Annotated in this window: 19 protein-coding genes; 5 read left to right on the top strand and 14 right to left on the bottom strand. The window is 30.6% G+C overall.

Annotated elements, in window-relative coordinates; genetic code table 11:
- Positions 1-729: 729 nt before the first annotated feature.
- Together IMX26_RS14795 and IMX26_RS14790 are read right to left on the bottom strand one after the other, a co-directional pair.
- On the bottom strand, positions 730-1101 hold the full coding sequence (locus IMX26_RS14795; RefSeq protein ID WP_207729293.1) for a methylated-DNA--[protein]-cysteine S-methyltransferase: 372 nt from the start codon (positions 1099-1101) through the stop codon (positions 730-732).
- Positions 1094-2260 carry an aminotransferase class V-fold PLP-dependent enzyme gene (locus IMX26_RS14790; RefSeq protein ID WP_195159139.1) on the bottom strand — a complete coding sequence of 389 codons (1167 nt, stop codon included), beginning with the start codon at positions 2258-2260 and terminating at the stop codon, positions 1094-1096. The genes IMX26_RS14795 and IMX26_RS14790 overlap by 8 nt, the downstream gene beginning before the upstream one ends.
- 152 nt (positions 2261-2412) lie before the next feature.
- On the opposite strand from IMX26_RS14790, the gene IMX26_RS14785 reads away from it, so the two are divergent.
- The 3 genes from IMX26_RS14785 to IMX26_RS14775 all read left to right on the top strand — a co-directional run bounded on the left by IMX26_RS14785 (position 2413) and on the right by IMX26_RS14775 (position 5945).
- On the top strand, positions 2413-4497 hold the full coding sequence (locus IMX26_RS14785; protein WP_207729292.1) for a ribonucleoside triphosphate reductase: 2085 nt from the start codon (positions 2413-2415) through the stop codon (positions 4495-4497).
- Positions 4498-4505: 8 nt separating this feature from the next.
- Entirely contained in the window at positions 4506-5192 is a 687-nt protein-coding gene (locus IMX26_RS14780; protein ID WP_195159137.1) for an anaerobic ribonucleoside-triphosphate reductase activating protein, read from the top strand.
- Positions 5193-5267: 75 nt separating this feature from the next.
- Positions 5268-5945: a SurA N-terminal domain-containing protein gene (locus IMX26_RS14775; RefSeq protein WP_195159136.1), complete on the top strand. Its 678-nt coding sequence runs from the start codon at positions 5268-5270 to the stop codon at positions 5943-5945.
- 93 nt (positions 5946-6038) lie between these two features.
- On the opposite strand, the gene rsgA is transcribed toward IMX26_RS14775, so the two are convergent.
- The 6 genes from rsgA to IMX26_RS14750 form a co-directional block, all read right to left on the bottom strand.
- Positions 6039-7085 (bottom strand): ribosome small subunit-dependent GTPase A, encoded by a 1047-nt coding sequence (gene rsgA, locus IMX26_RS14770; protein WP_207729291.1) that lies wholly within the window; start codon positions 7083-7085, stop codon positions 6039-6041.
- A 290-nt stretch (positions 7086-7375) separates the two neighbouring features.
- Positions 7376-8365 (bottom strand): ABC transporter permease, encoded by a 990-nt coding sequence (locus IMX26_RS14765; protein WP_195159135.1) that lies wholly within the window; start codon positions 8363-8365, stop codon positions 7376-7378.
- A 13-nt stretch (positions 8366-8378) separates the two neighbouring features.
- Positions 8379-9374, bottom strand: a complete 996-nt coding sequence (locus IMX26_RS14760; RefSeq protein ID WP_195159134.1) for an ABC transporter permease — start codon at positions 9372-9374, stop codon at positions 8379-8381.
- Entirely contained in the window at positions 9367-10215 is an 849-nt protein-coding gene (locus tag IMX26_RS14755; RefSeq protein WP_195159133.1) for an ABC transporter ATP-binding protein, read from the bottom strand. The genes IMX26_RS14760 and IMX26_RS14755 overlap by 8 nt, the downstream gene beginning before the upstream one ends.
- The gene (locus IMX26_RS18195) at positions 10208-10342 is read right to left on the bottom strand and encodes a hypothetical protein (protein WP_279324867.1); all 135 of its coding nucleotides are present in this window, start codon (positions 10340-10342) and stop codon (positions 10208-10210) included. Before IMX26_RS18195 ends, IMX26_RS14755 begins: the two co-directional genes overlap by 8 nt.
- Positions 10343-10429: 87 nt before the next feature.
- Positions 10430-11284 carry an ATP-binding protein gene (locus IMX26_RS14750; RefSeq protein ID WP_195159132.1) on the bottom strand — a complete coding sequence of 285 codons (855 nt, stop codon included), beginning with the start codon at positions 11282-11284 and terminating at the stop codon, positions 10430-10432.
- A gap of 22 nt (positions 11285-11306) precedes the next feature.
- On the opposite strand from IMX26_RS14750, the gene IMX26_RS14745 reads away from it, so the two are divergent.
- Entirely contained in the window at positions 11307-11456 is a 150-nt protein-coding gene (locus tag IMX26_RS14745; RefSeq protein ID WP_195159131.1) for a hypothetical protein, read from the top strand.
- Between the two features lie 18 nt (positions 11457-11474).
- Here the strand turns inward: IMX26_RS14745 and IMX26_RS14740 are convergent, their stop codons facing one another.
- The 6 genes from IMX26_RS14740 to IMX26_RS14715 form a co-directional block, all read right to left on the bottom strand.
- Entirely contained in the window at positions 11475-12161 is a 687-nt protein-coding gene (locus IMX26_RS14740) for a response regulator transcription factor (protein ID WP_195159130.1), read from the bottom strand.
- On the bottom strand, positions 12162-12767 hold the full coding sequence (locus tag IMX26_RS14735) for a hypothetical protein (RefSeq protein WP_195159129.1): 606 nt from the start codon (positions 12765-12767) through the stop codon (positions 12162-12164). It lies immediately after the preceding gene.
- A gap of 2 nt (positions 12768-12769) precedes the next feature.
- Positions 12770-13864, bottom strand: a complete 1095-nt coding sequence (locus tag IMX26_RS14730; RefSeq protein WP_195159128.1) for an ATP-binding protein — start codon at positions 13862-13864, stop codon at positions 12770-12772.
- Between the two features lie 160 nt (positions 13865-14024).
- Entirely contained in the window at positions 14025-14678 is a 654-nt protein-coding gene (locus IMX26_RS14725) for a rhomboid family intramembrane serine protease (RefSeq protein ID WP_195159127.1), read from the bottom strand.
- Between the two features lie 132 nt (positions 14679-14810).
- Entirely contained in the window at positions 14811-15041 is a 231-nt protein-coding gene (locus IMX26_RS14720) for a thioredoxin family protein (RefSeq protein ID WP_195159126.1), read from the bottom strand.
- 12 nt (positions 15042-15053) lie between these two features.
- Entirely contained in the window at positions 15054-16013 is a 960-nt protein-coding gene (locus tag IMX26_RS14715; RefSeq protein WP_207729290.1) for a permease, read from the bottom strand.
- Between the two features lie 135 nt (positions 16014-16148).
- Here IMX26_RS14715 and IMX26_RS14710 point away from each other — a divergent pair, with 135 nt between their 5' ends.
- Entirely contained in the window at positions 16149-16499 is a 351-nt protein-coding gene (locus IMX26_RS14710; protein WP_195159124.1) for a metalloregulator ArsR/SmtB family transcription factor, read from the top strand.
- The last annotated feature ends 64 nt before the right edge of the window (positions 16500-16563 follow it).

The raw sequence follows: 16563 nt of genomic DNA, 5'->3' as shown, positions 1-16563 counted from the left end.
TTATTTGACATTATTCACAGAAAAATTGGCAATAAAAACCATATGTTTATATTTGGCAAATTAAGCATTGTATAGAAATTATTAATATGCTACTATTAAAGTACCGCAGGGTTGGTCTAGCGCTCCTTATTTTATAGGGAGGTGATTCTAATGACAGATTATCAAATTTTGATGCTGGTCATTGGTATCATTGGCTTGGTAATTGCAGCTCGTAAGAGATAATATTACTTTTTACATAAAAAGAGACCGCCCTGACTGCAACAGGACGGTCTTTTGCATTTGTAAAGTCTAACTGGTGCGTAGGGATTAACCCTCGGTATGGGTTACTATGTTACAGCATAGTAACCCTTTTTTACAAATATGCTTAATTTTACAATATTATATATTATTTTCTTATTGGTATATTAAACAAGTTATCTCAAAATTCCTCTTTTTATTTTAAGTTTTTTTTAGTTTCGAAATTTTGACCACACTATATATTATATGGCTAAATCTAAATTATAAAACTATTTTTTTGCTTTATTTTAATGGTTTTTAAATGATTTTAAAATATTGTTTTCAATTTCATGCCAATTACATGATAATCTATATCTTATTTTAGTATTATGTTAGTTTTAATTGGGATTATAAATGCAAACTATAACCCTCTAATTTAAGCATTTGCTGTTTTAATGTTAAGCCACCTTTAGCTGAAAATCCCCCAGCACCCGTGCTAGCCAATACCCGATGTCAGGGTACAAATAGTGGTAGTTGATTTCTGGCCATCACTTGACCTACAGCTCTTGCTGATTTTGGTTTACCTAAAGCTTTAGCAATGTCTCCATAGGTAACTGTTTCACCATATCTACAGTTTTGCTGCAACCATAGTAAAACATTGCGAGTAAAATTAGGTAAGTGATTTATTTTTAAACGCTCTAAAAACTCAACTGGTTCTCCATTTGCATATTTCTGTAGCTTTATTGATAACTCTAACCAAGTTGCTTTAATTACATTCTGGGGCAAATCTCCACAAAGTGAAACGTATTCAATTTGTTTAGTATCATTAAAAACTATAGCTATCTCTCCCCAAGGCATTTGCTGCTTGAGGTAATACTTATTCACTTGGTGCTCCTTGGGCTAAATCCTTAAGAGATTTTATTACATATGTTATTTCTTCGGCTGTATTAAAGTAGCCTATACTTAAACGGATAGTACCTGTCTTTAAGGTTCCTACTGAGTTATGAGATAAAGGAGAACAATGTACCCCTGAGCGAGTCATTATGCCATACTTTTCGTCTAAAACAATGCTCATCTCGCCCATCTCTAGATTATTTATAGTTATGGATATTGTAGGAACTTGCTGTTTCACATCCCCAGAATAGTATATTTTAATATTATCTATTTGCTTTAAACCCGTTAAAAGCTGCTGTAAAAGCTGTTGCTCATGTTTTCTAATGATCTCTGTTTTAGTATCTAGGATAAATTGTACACCAGCGCCTAAACCAGCTATTCCAGCAGTATTTTGGGTACCACTCTCAAATTTTTCAGGCATATGATCTGGTTGGAATTGTTTTGTTGAACTACTTCCTGTACCACCTACTATTAGTGGTCTCATTTCTTTTGCTGCTCTTTTACTCAATACCATACCACCTGTTCCTGGTGGTCCATATAAAGCTTTATGTCCTGTAAAAGCTAATACATCTAAACCTAACTGCGTAAAGTTTATGTCACAGTAACCTGCAGTTTGAGCACAATCAGCAATAGTGTATATATTATGTTTTTTTGCAATAGCTGTTATTTCTGCCAGAGGCAAGATTGTGCCAATTATATTAGAAGCATGGTTAACAACCATAAGCTTAGTATTTGGCAATATTGCTTTTTCTACATCACTTATATTTATATGGCCATTAGTGTCCGCAGGGATCCATGTTATATCTATGTTTTTTTGCTGTTTTAGGGTTCTTAATGGTCTGCTTACAGCATTATGCTCCATACAGGTTGTTATAACATGGTCACCTTCATTAAGTAAACCCCTTAAGGCAGTATTTATAGAGTAAGTTATACCAGGTGTAAATACTATATATCGACTATCTTCTACATTAAAAAGTTTTGCTAACTTATTTCTTGTTTTAAACACTAAACGACCAGCCTGTAGTGAGCAATAATAGCTACCCCGGCTTGGACTGCAGCCAATGTTTCTTAATGTATTATTTATTGCATCATAAACAGTTTCGGGCTTAGTTTTAGTGGTTGAAGCGTTATCTAAATAATATTTTTTCATTTTTTATCCCTCTGAAGTTAAGCGTTCTTACAACATATTATAACATTAAAATACAATTTCAAAAAATATATTTAATACTATATATTGTGGCTTAGCATCATATAAGGTACAATATATAGTACACTAATCAATTATTTAGGGAGACGATGCCGATGATAACAAAAATTATTAAAAGAGATGGAAGAGAAGTAGACTTTAATATTAATAAAATTGCAGAAGCAATTTTTAAAGCCGCAAGGGCTGTGGGAGGTCATAACCGAGAGCTTTCAATAAGGCTTGCTCGCCAGGTTGTAGACACGTACGAAAGGTCTAACCAATTTAATGATATTCCAACTGTTGAAGAAATTCAAGACATTGTTGAAAAAACTTTAATAGAATTAGGACATGCTCGTACTGCTAAGGCATTTATTCTCTACAGAAAGCAACGTAAAGAGATTAGGAATTTAAAAGAATCAATCTTAAGTATTGGAAGTTTAATAGATGACTACATTCAAGACAATGATTGGCATGTAAGAGAAAACTCAAATATGGGATACTCTTTGCAGGGTTTAAATAATCATATAGCCACTACAATTACTAAACGTTATTGGCTTGAAAAGGTATATCCTAATGAGGTTAGTCGAGCTCATTTAGAAGGAGATATTCATATTCATGACCTCGGTTTATTATCTGTTTATTGTTGTGGTTGGGATATAGGTGACTTACTTAAAAATGGTTTTACAGGAGTAGAAGGAAAAATTCAAAGCAAACCACCACGCCATTTTAGAACTGCTTTAGGACAAATTGTTAACTTCTTTTATACCCTACAAGGAGAAGCTGCTGGAGCCCAAGCGTTAAGTAATTTTGATACCTATTTAGCCCCTTATGTTTTTTATGATAAATTAAGTTATAAAGAAGTAAAACAAGCTATGCAGGAGTTTATTTTTAATTTAAACGTACCAACACGAGTTGGTTTTCAAACTCCCTTTGTAAACATTACTATGGATTTGCAGTGCCCTAAATCTTTAGCTTCACTACCTGCTATTGTTGGGGGAACTGAACAAGATAAAAAGCTGGGTGAGTTTCAAGATGAGATTGACTTAATTAATAAAGCATTTTGTGAGATTATGACTGAAGGAGATGCCAGTGGAAGAATTTTTACCTTCCCTATTCCTACATATAATATTACGAGTGATTTAAATTGGGAAAACCCTATGATAAATAGAGTTATGGAAATGACTATGAAATACGGATTACCTTACTTCTCTAACTTTATTAATAGTGACCTTGATCCTGATGATGTTAGAAGCATGTGTTGTCGCTTAAGACTAGACAATAGAGAACTAAGAAGACGTGGTGGTGGTTTATTTGGAGCTGCTCCATTAACTGGTTCTATTGGTGTTGTTACAATTAACATGCCTCGCATAGGATATATGGCAACTACAAAAAGTGAGTTTTTAAACAGAATAAATGAGTTAATGAATATAGCGTGTACTAGTTTAGAAATTAAACGAAAAATATTAGAGAATATGACCAATAATGGTTTATATCCTTATGCTAAGTTTTATTTAAGAAATATAAAAGAACAGAACAACGAGTATTGGTCTAATCACTTTAATACCATTGGTTTAATAGGAATGCACGAGGCACTACTTAACTTTATGGGCAAAGGTATTGATACCACTGAGGGAAAAGACTTTGCCATTGAAGTACTAGACTTTATGCGTAATAAACTTCAAGATATGCAAGAACAATCTGGCATGATGTATAATCTTGAGGCGACTCCTGGAGAAGGTACAACCTATAGATTAGCTAAGCTAGATAAAAAGAGATATCCTAGCATTATAACATCTGGTAATGATGAACCTTACTATACTAATTCAACCCAGCTGCCAGTGGACTATACCGAAGATATTTTCACTGCTTTTGAAATGCAAGAGGAATTACAATCTCGTTATACGGGAGGAACTGTTCTGCACGGATTTTTGGGCGAAGCTATGAGCGATATAGCTGTTACTAAGGAACTAATTAAATCATTGGCAACTAATTTTAGAACTCCGTATTTCACTTTATCTCCAACTTTCTCTATTTGTCCTGAGCATGGTCATTTAAAGGGTGAACATTTTGAGTGTCCTCACTGTGGTTTAACTTGTGAGGTTTGGAGCAGAGTTGTAGGCTATTATAGACCAGTTCAATGTTGGAACAATGGTAAACGTGAAGAGTTTAAAGACCGAGTAGAGTTTGTAGTTGCTCAGTAGGTAGTATTATGATTATTGATTTTATGCCAGTATCATTTGTCGATTTCCCAGGAAATATAGCGACAACTGTCTTTATAGGTGGATGTAATCTTAACTGTTGTTACTGCCATAATTCCACATTATTAACTGCTAAAGAGGCCAATAAAACAGAAGAAGAGTTTTTAAACTATTTATTAAATCGCAAACACCTTATTAAAGGTGTTTGCATTACTGGTGGAGAACCTACTCTATGGCCCAACTTAATAAACTTTATCATGTTGTTAAAATCAAATAATTTTTTAGTAAAATTAGATACCAATGGTACAAATCCAAAAGTTTTGGAGACATTATTGCAACAAAACCTCTTAGATTACGTAGCAATGGATATAAAAACTACTCTAGCTAAATATAATGAGTTTGGAGCTAGTGAGAGTGATAAAGTAAAAATCACTAGTAGCGTTAACTTATTAAAAGCTAGTAACATTAAATATGAGTTTAGAACCACTATAATGGAAAGCCTGTATACAGACGCAGATGCACAGATTATTGGAGAGTGGTTAAGGGGTGCCCAAAAATATGTTTTGCAGGGTTATAAGTATAATGAGAATGTTTTAAATCCACAGCTGTGCTCAACAAAAAACTGTGAACTAAGTTACTTGGAACATTTACAGGAGAAATTACGTCCGTATTTTAACAGTGTTAAAATACGTTGCTAATTTTCACTTTTGAATTGGCACTTTTAGCAACAATATGGTATTATAACCACATTGCAATTGAATGGAGAGGTAAATATGCGAAAAAAATTTATGCTAATAATTTTAGCAGTATCTTTAGTTTTTACAATGGCTGCTTGCAAAAAAGAAGTTGCCCCAGACCCCAATAAAGTATTAGTAGTTGTGAATGATGAAAATATTATTCAATCCGAATTTGATATTGAATATACTAAAAATATTGAGTACTTACAAACTAATGGTACAACCTTAACTAAAGAACAGGACACTCAACTTAAAAACAATATTTTAGACTCAATGATTAGAGAAATGCTGATTGAACAGTATGCAGCTAAAGATGAGTATGAACCAACTCAAGAAGACATTGACAAAGCATACCAAGCTATAATCGACAATTATGAATCAGTAGAGAAATTTAATGAAGCTCTTAAAGAAGCAAAAACAACTGAAGAAGAGCAAAAAGAAATTCTTAAAAAGAAATTAAATACAGATAAATATTTAAATGACTATGTTAAAGAAAATAATCTATATAGTCAAGTGGTTGTAACTGACAAAGAAGTTGAAGATGAGTTTTTACGTATAGTAATGCAGTCTGGCAATAAAGAGTTAAAGCTTGAAGATGTAAAGGATTATATTTCAAGTCAAATAAAAAATGCTAAAATGAGTAAACTTATAACAACAATTACAACTACTTTAATGACAGAAAGTAAAATTGAAAATAAAGTTATATTTGAGTAATAAAACAGGGCATTGGGAAGTAACTTTCCAATGCCTTTTGTTTTGGGTGCTTTTGGCACATTGTACTTACACTAAATCCACAATTGTTCATTATTAATAATTATTAATTCTATTATTTCTCGCTAATTTTCTTTTTTCTTTTTTTGCCATATAGGCTGCCTCTTTTTGCAGTTTAAAATAATTATTTAACCTTGTTTGGGTGAGCTCTCCATATTCTATTGCCTGTTTAACAGCACAGCACGGCTCTGTTTTATGCTGACAATTCTTAAATTTACAGTGTTTTGCTAAATCTTCTATATCCTTAAAGGTATTACTTACAGCATTAGATACTGCTAATAGATGAAACTCACGCATACCTGGAGTATCTATTACTATTGCTTTATTTTTTAACACAATTAATTGTCTGTGTGTTGTAGTATGTTTTCCTCTATCGTCTTTTTCTCTTACCGTATTGGTTTTAAGAAGCTCTTCTCCCGCTAAATGATTAATTAAGGTAGATTTACCTACTCCAGATGAACCAACAAGGGCTATTGTGTTACCCTGCTTGCAATATTTGTTAAGTTCACAAATGCCTTCTCCTGTAACAGAACTAATTGCATGTACATTCACTGCTACTGCTATGTTTTTTACTTCATTTATTTTACTATCTTTGTCTGTAATTAAATCGCATTTAGTAAGAATGATAACAGGTATAACACCACTATTAAAAACCATTGTTAAATAACGCTCTAACCTGCTAAGGTTAAAGTCATTATTAAGAGAAATACAAATAAATAAGTAATTAATATTTGAGGCAATGATTTGCTCGTTTAGTTTATCTCCTGCCACTTTGCGAGAGAATTTACTAAAACGTGGTAATATATCGTAGATAATTGCGTTACTATTGCTGCATTGACTTTTTTTATAAACTACCCAGTCACCAACGGCTGGCTGACAATCAAAGCCATTTACAAACAAATATTTGCCAGTAATTGTTGCTGGTATCAAACCATGTTCACAATATACTGTAAATAAGTCTCTTTGCACAACAGCTACTCTGCCAGCTTTGTAGTTAGTTTGATGTTGTTTATTGTAGTTTAAAAGTGCTAATTTAAGTGATTCATTAAAACCTAAATCAACTAATGTTATTGTGTTGTTCAATAAAATACCTCCATAATTTTGTTGCCAACTTTATGGATTATTAATAAAATATAAAAAAGTCCCTATGTCATAGGGACTCACTTTATTATTAAGCTATAAATAGCTACCTATTTAAAATCCCTAAAGCCAGCATAGGCCTGCTATAGGGATATAAGTTTACTTTATCCTAATATGCAAGGCATTCAGTTTACTAGCTAAAATATTATTTTGTAGTTTTTTCATTGTGAACACCCTCTTTCATGTTATTACTTTTAGTATAGTTTAGCTTAATATTAATGTCAACAAATAAGCTAATAGTATTTATTATATAGCTTTTTTGTGTAGAGATAGTATGAAATAATTATGTGAATTGCTATTGTAGCTATACAAGTTAAGATACTAGTTGTTGTTATATTATTAAAACTTAGCAAACCCTTAAAGATTGGATAACTAGGCAAAATATTAAATAATATTTTTACTTTTTGTAGGTTATCTGGCATTATAATAGCAATAAATGGTAAAAAAATAAATGCTAATAACACAACTTTTGTGTTAACGATTGCTGTAATTAAATCTTTAGATAAAGACCCTATAAATAATCCTAAGCTAACAGTACTGAGTGATGAAACTGTAATAAATAAAAATAATAATGATATGTTACTAGTGTCTACTAAGAATAGAGCTACTATAAAACTAACTATACATGTAAGAGAAAATCCTAAAATAATTTTTATTAAAGCAAATTTAGATTTTGAAATTGGTGATATTTTAAATACCTGATTTAATCCCTGCTCTTTTTCACTTACTATAGTAAATGTAACAAATGTACTTCCCATATAAAAAGCAATTAAAATGACAATAGCAGAAATTAAATCTTTGCTATTGAGTCCTTCTGAAGAACACTTTAAGATTTTAATATTACCTATAGTGCTGTAGCCATTGGCATTAAAGGCAACTAATGAACTTGCTATTTCTTTGGTACGGTTTGTTTCGTTTCCTTGCAAAATGTAACTATATATATTTGTTTTTTCATCATATATAATGCCAATGGTTTCATCACTAGTTACTTTTACTTTATTCTCTAATTCGTTTACACTCTTAAACAATTCAACATCAGCATAGTTTCTTAATTTTTTAACCATTACGTTACTTAAATTATTCTCTAAAATGGCTATTTTAGGATCAACAAGTAAGCTTTCTGGAGTATAAAATTTTATTATAATAGCCAGTACTAAAGGCAAACAAACTGAAATAATAATAATTTTATCTCTAAACATATTTTTTAGTTGTAGTTTTATCATAGTAAACATTTTATCAGCTCCTTTTCATTTCATTTCTTATTAACCTAGTATTAATTATAAATAAGAGTATCAACACTAAGATATAAACTAGGTAGCTTACTAGAGACATGTTTAGCTTGTTATAAAGCGCTTTATGTAAGTTTGTATATAAATAGTAGGTAGGAAAATACTCTATGGCAGACCACTTAAAAGGGGTGTTAACAAATAAAAAAACAGGTGAAGTAAACAAAATAATTATACCAGTATAGGCAAATATAAATTGTTTAAAGTTTCTATACAATAATGAAAAAATAAATCCTAACATAACCATTATTGGTGATAACAATAACACTTGAATTAGCACATTTATTAACACAGTCATAAAATAGCTATAACCTATGTTTAGTAAACACAATATCACAACAAAACAAATATCTAGTAACAGAAAAACTATAATTTTTGATAAAATAAGGTAGTGTTTTTTAATTGGCATAATAGAACTTATTTTTAAGATACCCTGCTCTTTTTCTTTAAAAAATAATGCAGCAATGGTTAAAAAGCTAATGGCTGTAATCTCGAAAAAAATCACTACACTAGTCATTTCTATTCTCTTATGTTGTTTAAAACTAATTGTACCAAGCACCTCAAAATCTGCTTTAATGTTTGTACTTTTAAGCTTACTTGTTACATATAGCTTTTTTAGGTTGTTAATTTTTTCACTACCAGAATCAATTATTACGATTTCTGATTTTTTATTAGCTGTTTTAACTGCTATAGCTTCCTTATTATTTTGTAATTCTTGATATAGCTGTTGTTCATTATCAACATAGCTTACATGTGTATCACTAATTAAACTGGATTTGTAGGAATCCAAAATTATTATGGGATATGGATTAACATTATTATTAATATAGATACAGTTAATATACAGGGTGTAAACTAGTAATGAACATATTAATATAAGATACTGATTGCTCTTTATTACACATTTAAAATCGTTTTTAAGAATGGCTATAAATTGTTTAACCATTGTGTAACCTCTTGCCAGTTAGTTTTATAAAAACATCTTCCAGATTATCTTGTTTAGAATTAATACTTACAATATTATCGAAGCTAGCTGCTATGCCTCTTTTAAACTCTTCAATGGATATAACCTGAACTTCTTCTATCCCTTCTCTTAAATATTTAATTTCTAGAGTATTAGCTGCATAATCTTGTTTTAATTTTTGGGGAGAATTTAAAGCCTTTATTTCACCGTCAACTATAAATGCAACTCTATCACAGAGCTGCTCTGCCACAAACATATTGTGTGTTGTTAAAAATATAGTTGTTCCTTTCTCTTTTTCAGCTCTTATTATGTTTTTTATTAATACAGCTCCACTAGGGTCTAAACCACTAACAGGTTCATCTAAAAATAATATTTTGGGGTTATTAACTAAACACCTCGCTATACTTGTACGTTGTTTCATGCCTTTTGAATAATGCTTTACCTGTTTGTGAAAGTACTCAGACTTTAGACCTACTAATCGTAATAATTGAACTATATCTCTAGTTTTTTGACTATAAAAACTAGCAAAGTATTTTAGGTTATCTACTGCACTTAGTGTATTATAGAGATACGGCATTTCAAACAGAACCCCTATGTCTTCATAATAATGTTTATTTATTTTCTTTAGATCTGTATTATTTACTTTTACGTTTCCAAAATAATTTGGTAATATTCCCATTAAAATTTTTTGAGTAGTTGACTTTCCTGATCCATTAGGTCCTAAAAAACCAAATATTTCACCTTTTTTAACACTAAACTTAAGGTCGTGTAAAACTATATTATTGCTATTGTAGGCAAATTGGAGATTACTAACTTTAATCATCTTTATGTTTACTTTCTTTAGTTGATTTATTTAATAGTCTCTTGGTTAGCTTAATCTTTAAAGGCAATGCACCTACAAAAAGCACTATCAAAACCAGCCACCAATACCATTGTAATCCTAAAAACATAAAAACAACTCCTTCACTTTATTTATTTGCACTATAACAAATAAATTTGTTCCGGAGTTTTCGAGCATGTGTCCTACATGTGAACTTTTATATTATTAATGAAAAATGAAAGCCATTATTTTTATATTTAGCAGTAAATTGGTAATTATGAAGTTTTAATATATGATAAACAGTTGACAATCCTAAGCCACTTCCACCAGTATTTTTACTGCGTGATTTATCTATTCGATAAAACCTTTTCCATATATTTTTTAACTGCTCATTGCTAATAAACTCACATGAGTTATACAGCTCAAACAGTACTGTATTATTTTCATTTTTTATGGTAATTTTTATTGTGTTATTTTCATCTACATAAAGATAAGCATTCAATACTAAATTTGTAAGAGCTTTTGCTAGCAAGTCTTTATCTGCCTTAATAAAAATACTCTGTGGTAAATTACATATTATATTTAATTCCTTTAAAGACTGATCTATTAAAATTCTACCCGCTATTTCCTCTACTAATTCTACTAAATCAAAAGATTGGGCATTTATGTTTAATACACCAGACTCATATGCAGATATATTTAACAGCTTAACCAACAGGCTATTTATTTTTGTTACTTCTGAGAGTATTGTACACAAGTAAGCATTATTTAATTGAGGATTGATATTATCTTTTATTGCCTGAGTATAGGCAGTAATTATACTTAGCGGAGTTTTTATTTCATGAGATAAATCGTCTATTAATTCTTGTTGTTGTTTCAATAAATTTGTGTTTTTATTTAACTCATTTTCAAGCTGATTAATAGTAATTTTTAATTTTTTAGACAATAAATTAAGATTATGACCCAGTTCTCCAAGTTCATCTTTATGATGAATACTTATGTTAGTTTGAAATTGCAAATCAGTTATTTTCGCTACAGCCTCATTTATTTTAATTAAAGGTTGGGCTAACATTTTATTATAAGTGTAAAATAGTATGAGTATAAAACAAATACTTATTATTGAGATTAGGTTGATTTCAATAGTAGCAAAACTAAAAACTATAATATTAGGGGTAAAGCTTAAAAGAAGCAAAATACAGATAAAGATTTTAGCTATTAAAAATAATTTTAGAGAAATTCCATGAAAATATTTCTGTTTTACTTTATTTAAATTTATCATCTTTAGCCTCAAATTTATATCCTGATTTTATAAGAGTTACAATATGTTTAGACTGAGTACCTAACTTGTTACGCAGTCTTTTAATATGGGTATCTACTGTTCTTAAACTGCCTTGATAATCATATCCCCAAACTTTATTTAATAGTTGTTCTCTTGTAAAGACCCTGCCAGCATTTTTCATTAGAATTTTTAATAACTGATATTCTTTATAGGTTAAAGTTATTTCTTGATTATCTGCTATTACCGTTTGAGCTGAGCTATTTAAACATACCCCACCTAAGTTAATAAAATCAATATTACTACCCCTGTTAGCCCTAGTTATCATGGCTTTTACTTTTGCAACTAATACCTGGGGATTAAATGGTTTTACTACATAATCATCTGCTCCCAAATCATAACCTTTTAGTTTATCATGGTCAGTGCTTTTTGCTGTTACCATTATAATTGGCACTGTATTTGATTCTCTAATGTATTTACATACTGTAAAACCATCTAAATGAGGAATTAAAATATCTAAAATTACTAGGTCTATATTTTGAGTCTTTATGATAACCATAGCTTGCAAACCATCACTAGCTTCAAGCACCTTAAATCCATTTACCTGTAAGTATTTTTTGACAATACAACGAATAGCTTCATCATCTTCTACAACTAAAATATTAGCTAACATTTAGTTCACCTTTTTATTAAAAAGAATTTCTACAAATGGTTTTAATTCTGGTTTTAATTTGTTATATATTAAACCTATGTCTAATTCGTCTAAAAAGCGTTTTGTGTAATGCCCTTTATAATATAGCTTATTGGCTTTATAAAAAAGCCTTTGCATACGCTCATTTGCATCTTTGCCAGCTGGTACAACTGTATTTAAGGGTAAGCCTAAGTGTTTACATAAACCCTTTGAGTCTAGTAAAAACCAATCTTCTATCATATATTGTTGTTCTACGTGAATTACATCTAAGGCTCCATAAGCTCTAAAAGCTTTGTCAACCTTTTTCCAATTAACTGGTGGTTGGTTACTATACTCAAATACATCAGTATCATAAGCTAATACAACATAAAATTTAGTATTTACTTGTTTAGGAAGTATTTTATTTAAGTAATAACGTAAGGCAATCCTTTTAAACCCACCAATTCCGTGTAGATTTTTAATAATAACGGGACCCTTTGTTTTTGATTTATAACCATGTCTTTTTAACCACTCTATTAAAAATTTATAAAACTCTACTTCGGTGTCTCCCTCAACAAATATGATTACTCCATAGTTCTGTTTAACCATGTTTATAGCCACTCCATTAATACTTGGGGATCATAAAAGGACTCTATTAATAAATCAAAAAGATAAACACCTAAAGATATTTCAAGTTCTTCAGCTTGCCTTAGTAATTTTGCTTGTAAATCGGTGTTTATGGTTTTAAAACTTGCTAAACCATTTTTTAATGGTAAAGATAAATAAATACTATTGATTGGAAGATGTTGTATTAAATAAGGTGAATGACTGGTTAACACTATATTACTCTCTATTGCTAGTTTACTTAAAGACATTAAGAGTAAAGGTATTAGTCTGGGGTGTAAACATGCCTCTATTTCTTCAAAAAACAGGACTTGAATATTAAGTTCTTTTGCTTTTATAGCCATGTATAATAGTGCTAAAAGTCTACGTGAACCCATAGATAATTGCTCAAATAGGGTTTCTGTTTTTACATTATCTTCTTTTACAAGTATTCTATACTCATTATTTTGGATTTGTGGTTTTAAGTATTTAATGCTGGGCATTAATGATGTATAAGCTTCCATTAATAGTTGGTACTCATTGCTAAAATTATTCTGCAAATCATAAAGTGCTTTGGCAAGTGTAGAGTGGTGCTCTTTATGTACTACTGTATTTGATTTTATGTCTGTAACTAAATCAGCTCCATAAGCAGAAATTGTTTTAATCCACTTATACAACTCTTGTAAGTTACTATCCTTTTTATCTATTAATAAACCTAAATTAGGTACTACCTGAGTGTTTGTGTTTCGGTAGTGTATTACTAAATTATCTCTAATAAGTTCTTCGTTGTAAACCTCATCTGTATTCCAATACCAACTATACGAATACGAATAACAATGTTTGTTGTCTTTAAACTGGATAGAAAATTTGAAAGGCTTACCTTTTAAATCTATTATAAGTGGCTGTACTTGAGAGTTAGACATCATTTTTTTTCTATTGCTCATGTTTGCTTTAATGAACTGTAGACCAAAGTTAATTGCATCAAGAACATTTGATTTACCATAGTTATTAAACCCAATTAGGGCAGTAATTTTATTACTGAAATTTAGTGTTACTGTTTCTATGTTTTTAAATCCACCAATAGATACTCCTGTTATCTTCATTGTTATCCCCTTAATATATTTTGATAATAACCCACATTTCTCTTACTATTAAAGCTCTAACCATAATAAATGTCAATATACTGTTTATGACATTTTCTAGTTAGCAATAATTTCTTATATAAAAAGCTCGCATAATAGCGAGCTCACTAAGATCTATAGTTTAATAAAAATCATCTCTTCTTTTCTGCTTACTATAAAACAGTTTAATAAGCACCATACCTGCTACAAATCCGCCAATATGAGCCCACCATGCTACCGATGAAGCCCCACCAACTGTAGATACACCATTGATAAATTGCAGTGCAAACCAGCCTAATAAATAAACAAAAGCTGGTATTTCTACAGTTGTAAAAAAGAAAAAGATTGGTATTAAAGTTACTACTCTTGAACCAGGACAACAAATAAAATAAGCACCTAAAATACCCGCAACTGCTCCACTTGCACCAATAACAGGAACAAGGCTATTTACATCAGTTAACATTTGGGCGAATCCAGCTATAGCAGCTGCTAATATGTAAAATAAAATAAACTTAAAATGACCTGTTTTATCTTCAACATTATCACCAAATATCCATAGATACAACATATTACCTATTAAATGCAACCAACTACCATGTAAAAACGCAGAGGTTATGAATCTCCAAGGTTGGTAAAATCCTAACACTGGTATTATTGAATATTTTGCGACAAACATTTGATAAGCTCTTGTACCAAGTGAATTTTGATATAAAAAAACAACAATATTTATTGCAATTATGATTATTGTTATAATAGGCTTTCTTCTAGACCTAACAGTATCTCTTATAGGTATCAATTCTCCACCCCAATTCTGCGGCATTTTATTACTATGTATAGTATAGCATATTACAAAAGATTTATTATTATAAGGAAATTAAAAAAATAATCGAAAACATTTTCGATTATTTTTTAGGTTATTATTATTATACTAGCTAATTAAAGCCTTTATTTCAGCTAGCTTTGGAATTCTGCCAACAATCTCTACTTTACCATTAACAGCTAAAGCGGGTGTTTTCATTACTCCATAGTTAATTATTTCAGTCATATTTTCAACCTTCACAACCTCGGCATTTATACCTAACTCTGTAACAGCCTTTTGTACACGTTCATATAACCTGCGACATTTTGTACAACCTGTACCTAAAATCTCTATTTTCATGTTTTTGTCTCCTTACATTAAATAGTTGCTCATAAAATTCATATAATAGCCTACTATTATTATAGCAATACCTGTAATAACTACAAATATGGCAATTAACTTGGTCTTTATAACCTTACGAAGTATTATCATTTCGGGTAGTGACAATGCTGTAACAGCCATCACAAATGACAATGCTGTACCTATGCCTACCCCCTTATCAATTAAAACCGCTGCTATCGGTAATGCCCCCATAGCATTAGAGTATAATGGTATGCCAGCAACAACACCAATAAGTACAGCAAAGGGGTTGTTTGGGCCAGCATGAGTTGCTAAAAAGTCTTTGGGTACTAAACCATGAATAGCGGCCCCTATTCCTATACCAATTATCACAAACAGCCAGACCCTTTTCACTATCTCAATAACGTTTTCTTTAGCAAATTCTAAACGTTGTTTTAGGGTTAATACCTCTTCTTTGTGTGAACCCATTTTCATTTTATAAACATATTCTTCTACGTATTTTTCTAATTTTAACTTATCTATAATAATACCGCCAACTACTCCTATAACTACACCCGCAATAATATAGGTTAAAGCTATTTTCCAGCCAAAAGCTATAAACAACATGCCCATAGCAAATTCATTAACAATAGGAGAGGTTATTAAAAATGAAAAAGTAACTCCTAATGGTATACCAGCCTCCACAAAGCCAATAAATAATGGTACTGATGAACAAGAGCAAAAAGGAGTAATTATGCCCAACAAAGAGGCCACAACATGAGCCTTTACACCAGTTATCTTTTCTAACACCTTTTTTGTTTTTGTAGGTGAGAAATAACTACGGATATAGGATATAATAAAAATCATACAAGACAATAAAATTAAAATTTTTGTTACATCCCACACAAAAAAGTGAACAGCTCCTCCCAGTTTACTGGTTAAATCCATTTTAAATATATCTCCGACTAACCAGTCTGCAAATGCTTTAAACATTTTATATCCCTCCATATAAGTTAAACATTATATGCGTAATCTCTTATATAACAATCACATTATATGCATTACTATATTGTTTTGTCAATAGAATAACGATATAATATAAGAAAATTATTATATAAGGTGATAATTATGAACATAGATGCATTTGTAAAGGGATTTAAAGCCTTAGGTCAGCCTACCAGATTGCAAATAATAAGGCTTCTTGCTGAGAATGATTTATGTGTATGTGAACTTACTGAGGTTTTGCAAACTAGTCAACCTAGGATTTCACAGCATTTAAAAGTGTTAAAAGATGCTGGTATAGTTCAAGAAAGCATTGAGGGTTCTATGAGGATTTATCATTTACAGTGCAATGATCTACAAAATTTTCTTAGTGGTTTTAGTTCTTTTTTAAGAGATGATAATATAAAGGATCATAATATGGCTAGTATTGTTAAGAGATTAAAGGAACTTGAAGATGGCTATCGATATAACAGATAATTTAATAAAGACCTATTAAAGATGATAATTTCTTTAATAGGTCTTTATTAATAAACCAGCTATT

It is taken from the genome of Clostridium sp. 'deep sea', from assembly GCF_014931565.1.
In the GTDB taxonomy this organism is placed as follows: domain Bacteria; phylum Bacillota; class UBA994; order PWPR01; family PWPR01.
The sequence above is the reverse complement of the archived record's forward strand: the minus strand, read 5'-3'. Positions and strand labels throughout refer to the sequence as shown.

Bases quoted from the DNA above. Each gene is read 5' to 3' on its own strand.
- IMX26_RS14730 (WP_195159128.1), bottom strand. From the start codon at position 13,864: ATGAAGATAACAGGAGTATCTATTGGTGGATTTAAAAACATAGAAACA.
- IMX26_RS14780 (WP_195159137.1), top strand. From the start codon at position 4,506: ATGATTATTGATTTTATGCCAGTATCATTTGTCGATTTCCCAGGAAAT.
- IMX26_RS18195 (WP_279324867.1), bottom strand. From the start codon at position 10,342: ATGTTTTTAGGATTACAATGGTATTGGTGGCTGGTTTTGATAGTGCTT.
- IMX26_RS14720 (WP_195159126.1), bottom strand. From the start codon at position 15,041: ATGAAAATAGAGATTTTAGGTACAGGTTGTACAAAATGTCGCAGGTTA.
- IMX26_RS14750 (WP_195159132.1), bottom strand. From the start codon at position 11,284: ATGTTAGCCCAACCTTTAATTAAAATAAATGAGGCTGTAGCGAAAATA.
- IMX26_RS14790 (WP_195159139.1), bottom strand. From the start codon at position 2,260: ATGAAAAAATATTATTTAGATAACGCTTCAACCACTAAAACTAAGCCC.
- IMX26_RS14745 (WP_195159131.1), top strand. From the start codon at position 11,307: ATGAGTATAAAACAAATACTTATTATTGAGATTAGGTTGATTTCAATA.
- IMX26_RS14785 (WP_207729292.1), top strand. From the start codon at position 2,413: ATGATAACAAAAATTATTAAAAGAGATGGAAGAGAAGTAGACTTTAAT.
- IMX26_RS14735 (WP_195159129.1), bottom strand. From the start codon at position 12,767: ATGGTTAAACAGAACTATGGAGTAATCATATTTGTTGAGGGAGACACC.
- IMX26_RS14740 (WP_195159130.1), bottom strand. From the start codon at position 12,161: ATGTTAGCTAATATTTTAGTTGTAGAAGATGATGAAGCTATTCGTTGT.
- IMX26_RS14775 (WP_195159136.1), top strand. From the start codon at position 5,268: ATGCGAAAAAAATTTATGCTAATAATTTTAGCAGTATCTTTAGTTTTT.
- IMX26_RS14710 (WP_195159124.1), top strand. From the start codon at position 16,149: ATGAACATAGATGCATTTGTAAAGGGATTTAAAGCCTTAGGTCAGCCT.
- IMX26_RS14715 (WP_207729290.1), bottom strand. From the start codon at position 16,013: ATGTTTAAAGCATTTGCAGACTGGTTAGTCGGAGATATATTTAAAATG.
- IMX26_RS14760 (WP_195159134.1), bottom strand. From the start codon at position 9,374: ATGGTTAAACAATTTATAGCCATTCTTAAAAACGATTTTAAATGTGTA.
- IMX26_RS14765 (WP_195159135.1), bottom strand. From the start codon at position 8,365: ATGATAAAACTACAACTAAAAAATATGTTTAGAGATAAAATTATTATT.
- IMX26_RS14755 (WP_195159133.1), bottom strand. From the start codon at position 10,215: ATGATTAAAGTTAGTAATCTCCAATTTGCCTACAATAGCAATAATATA.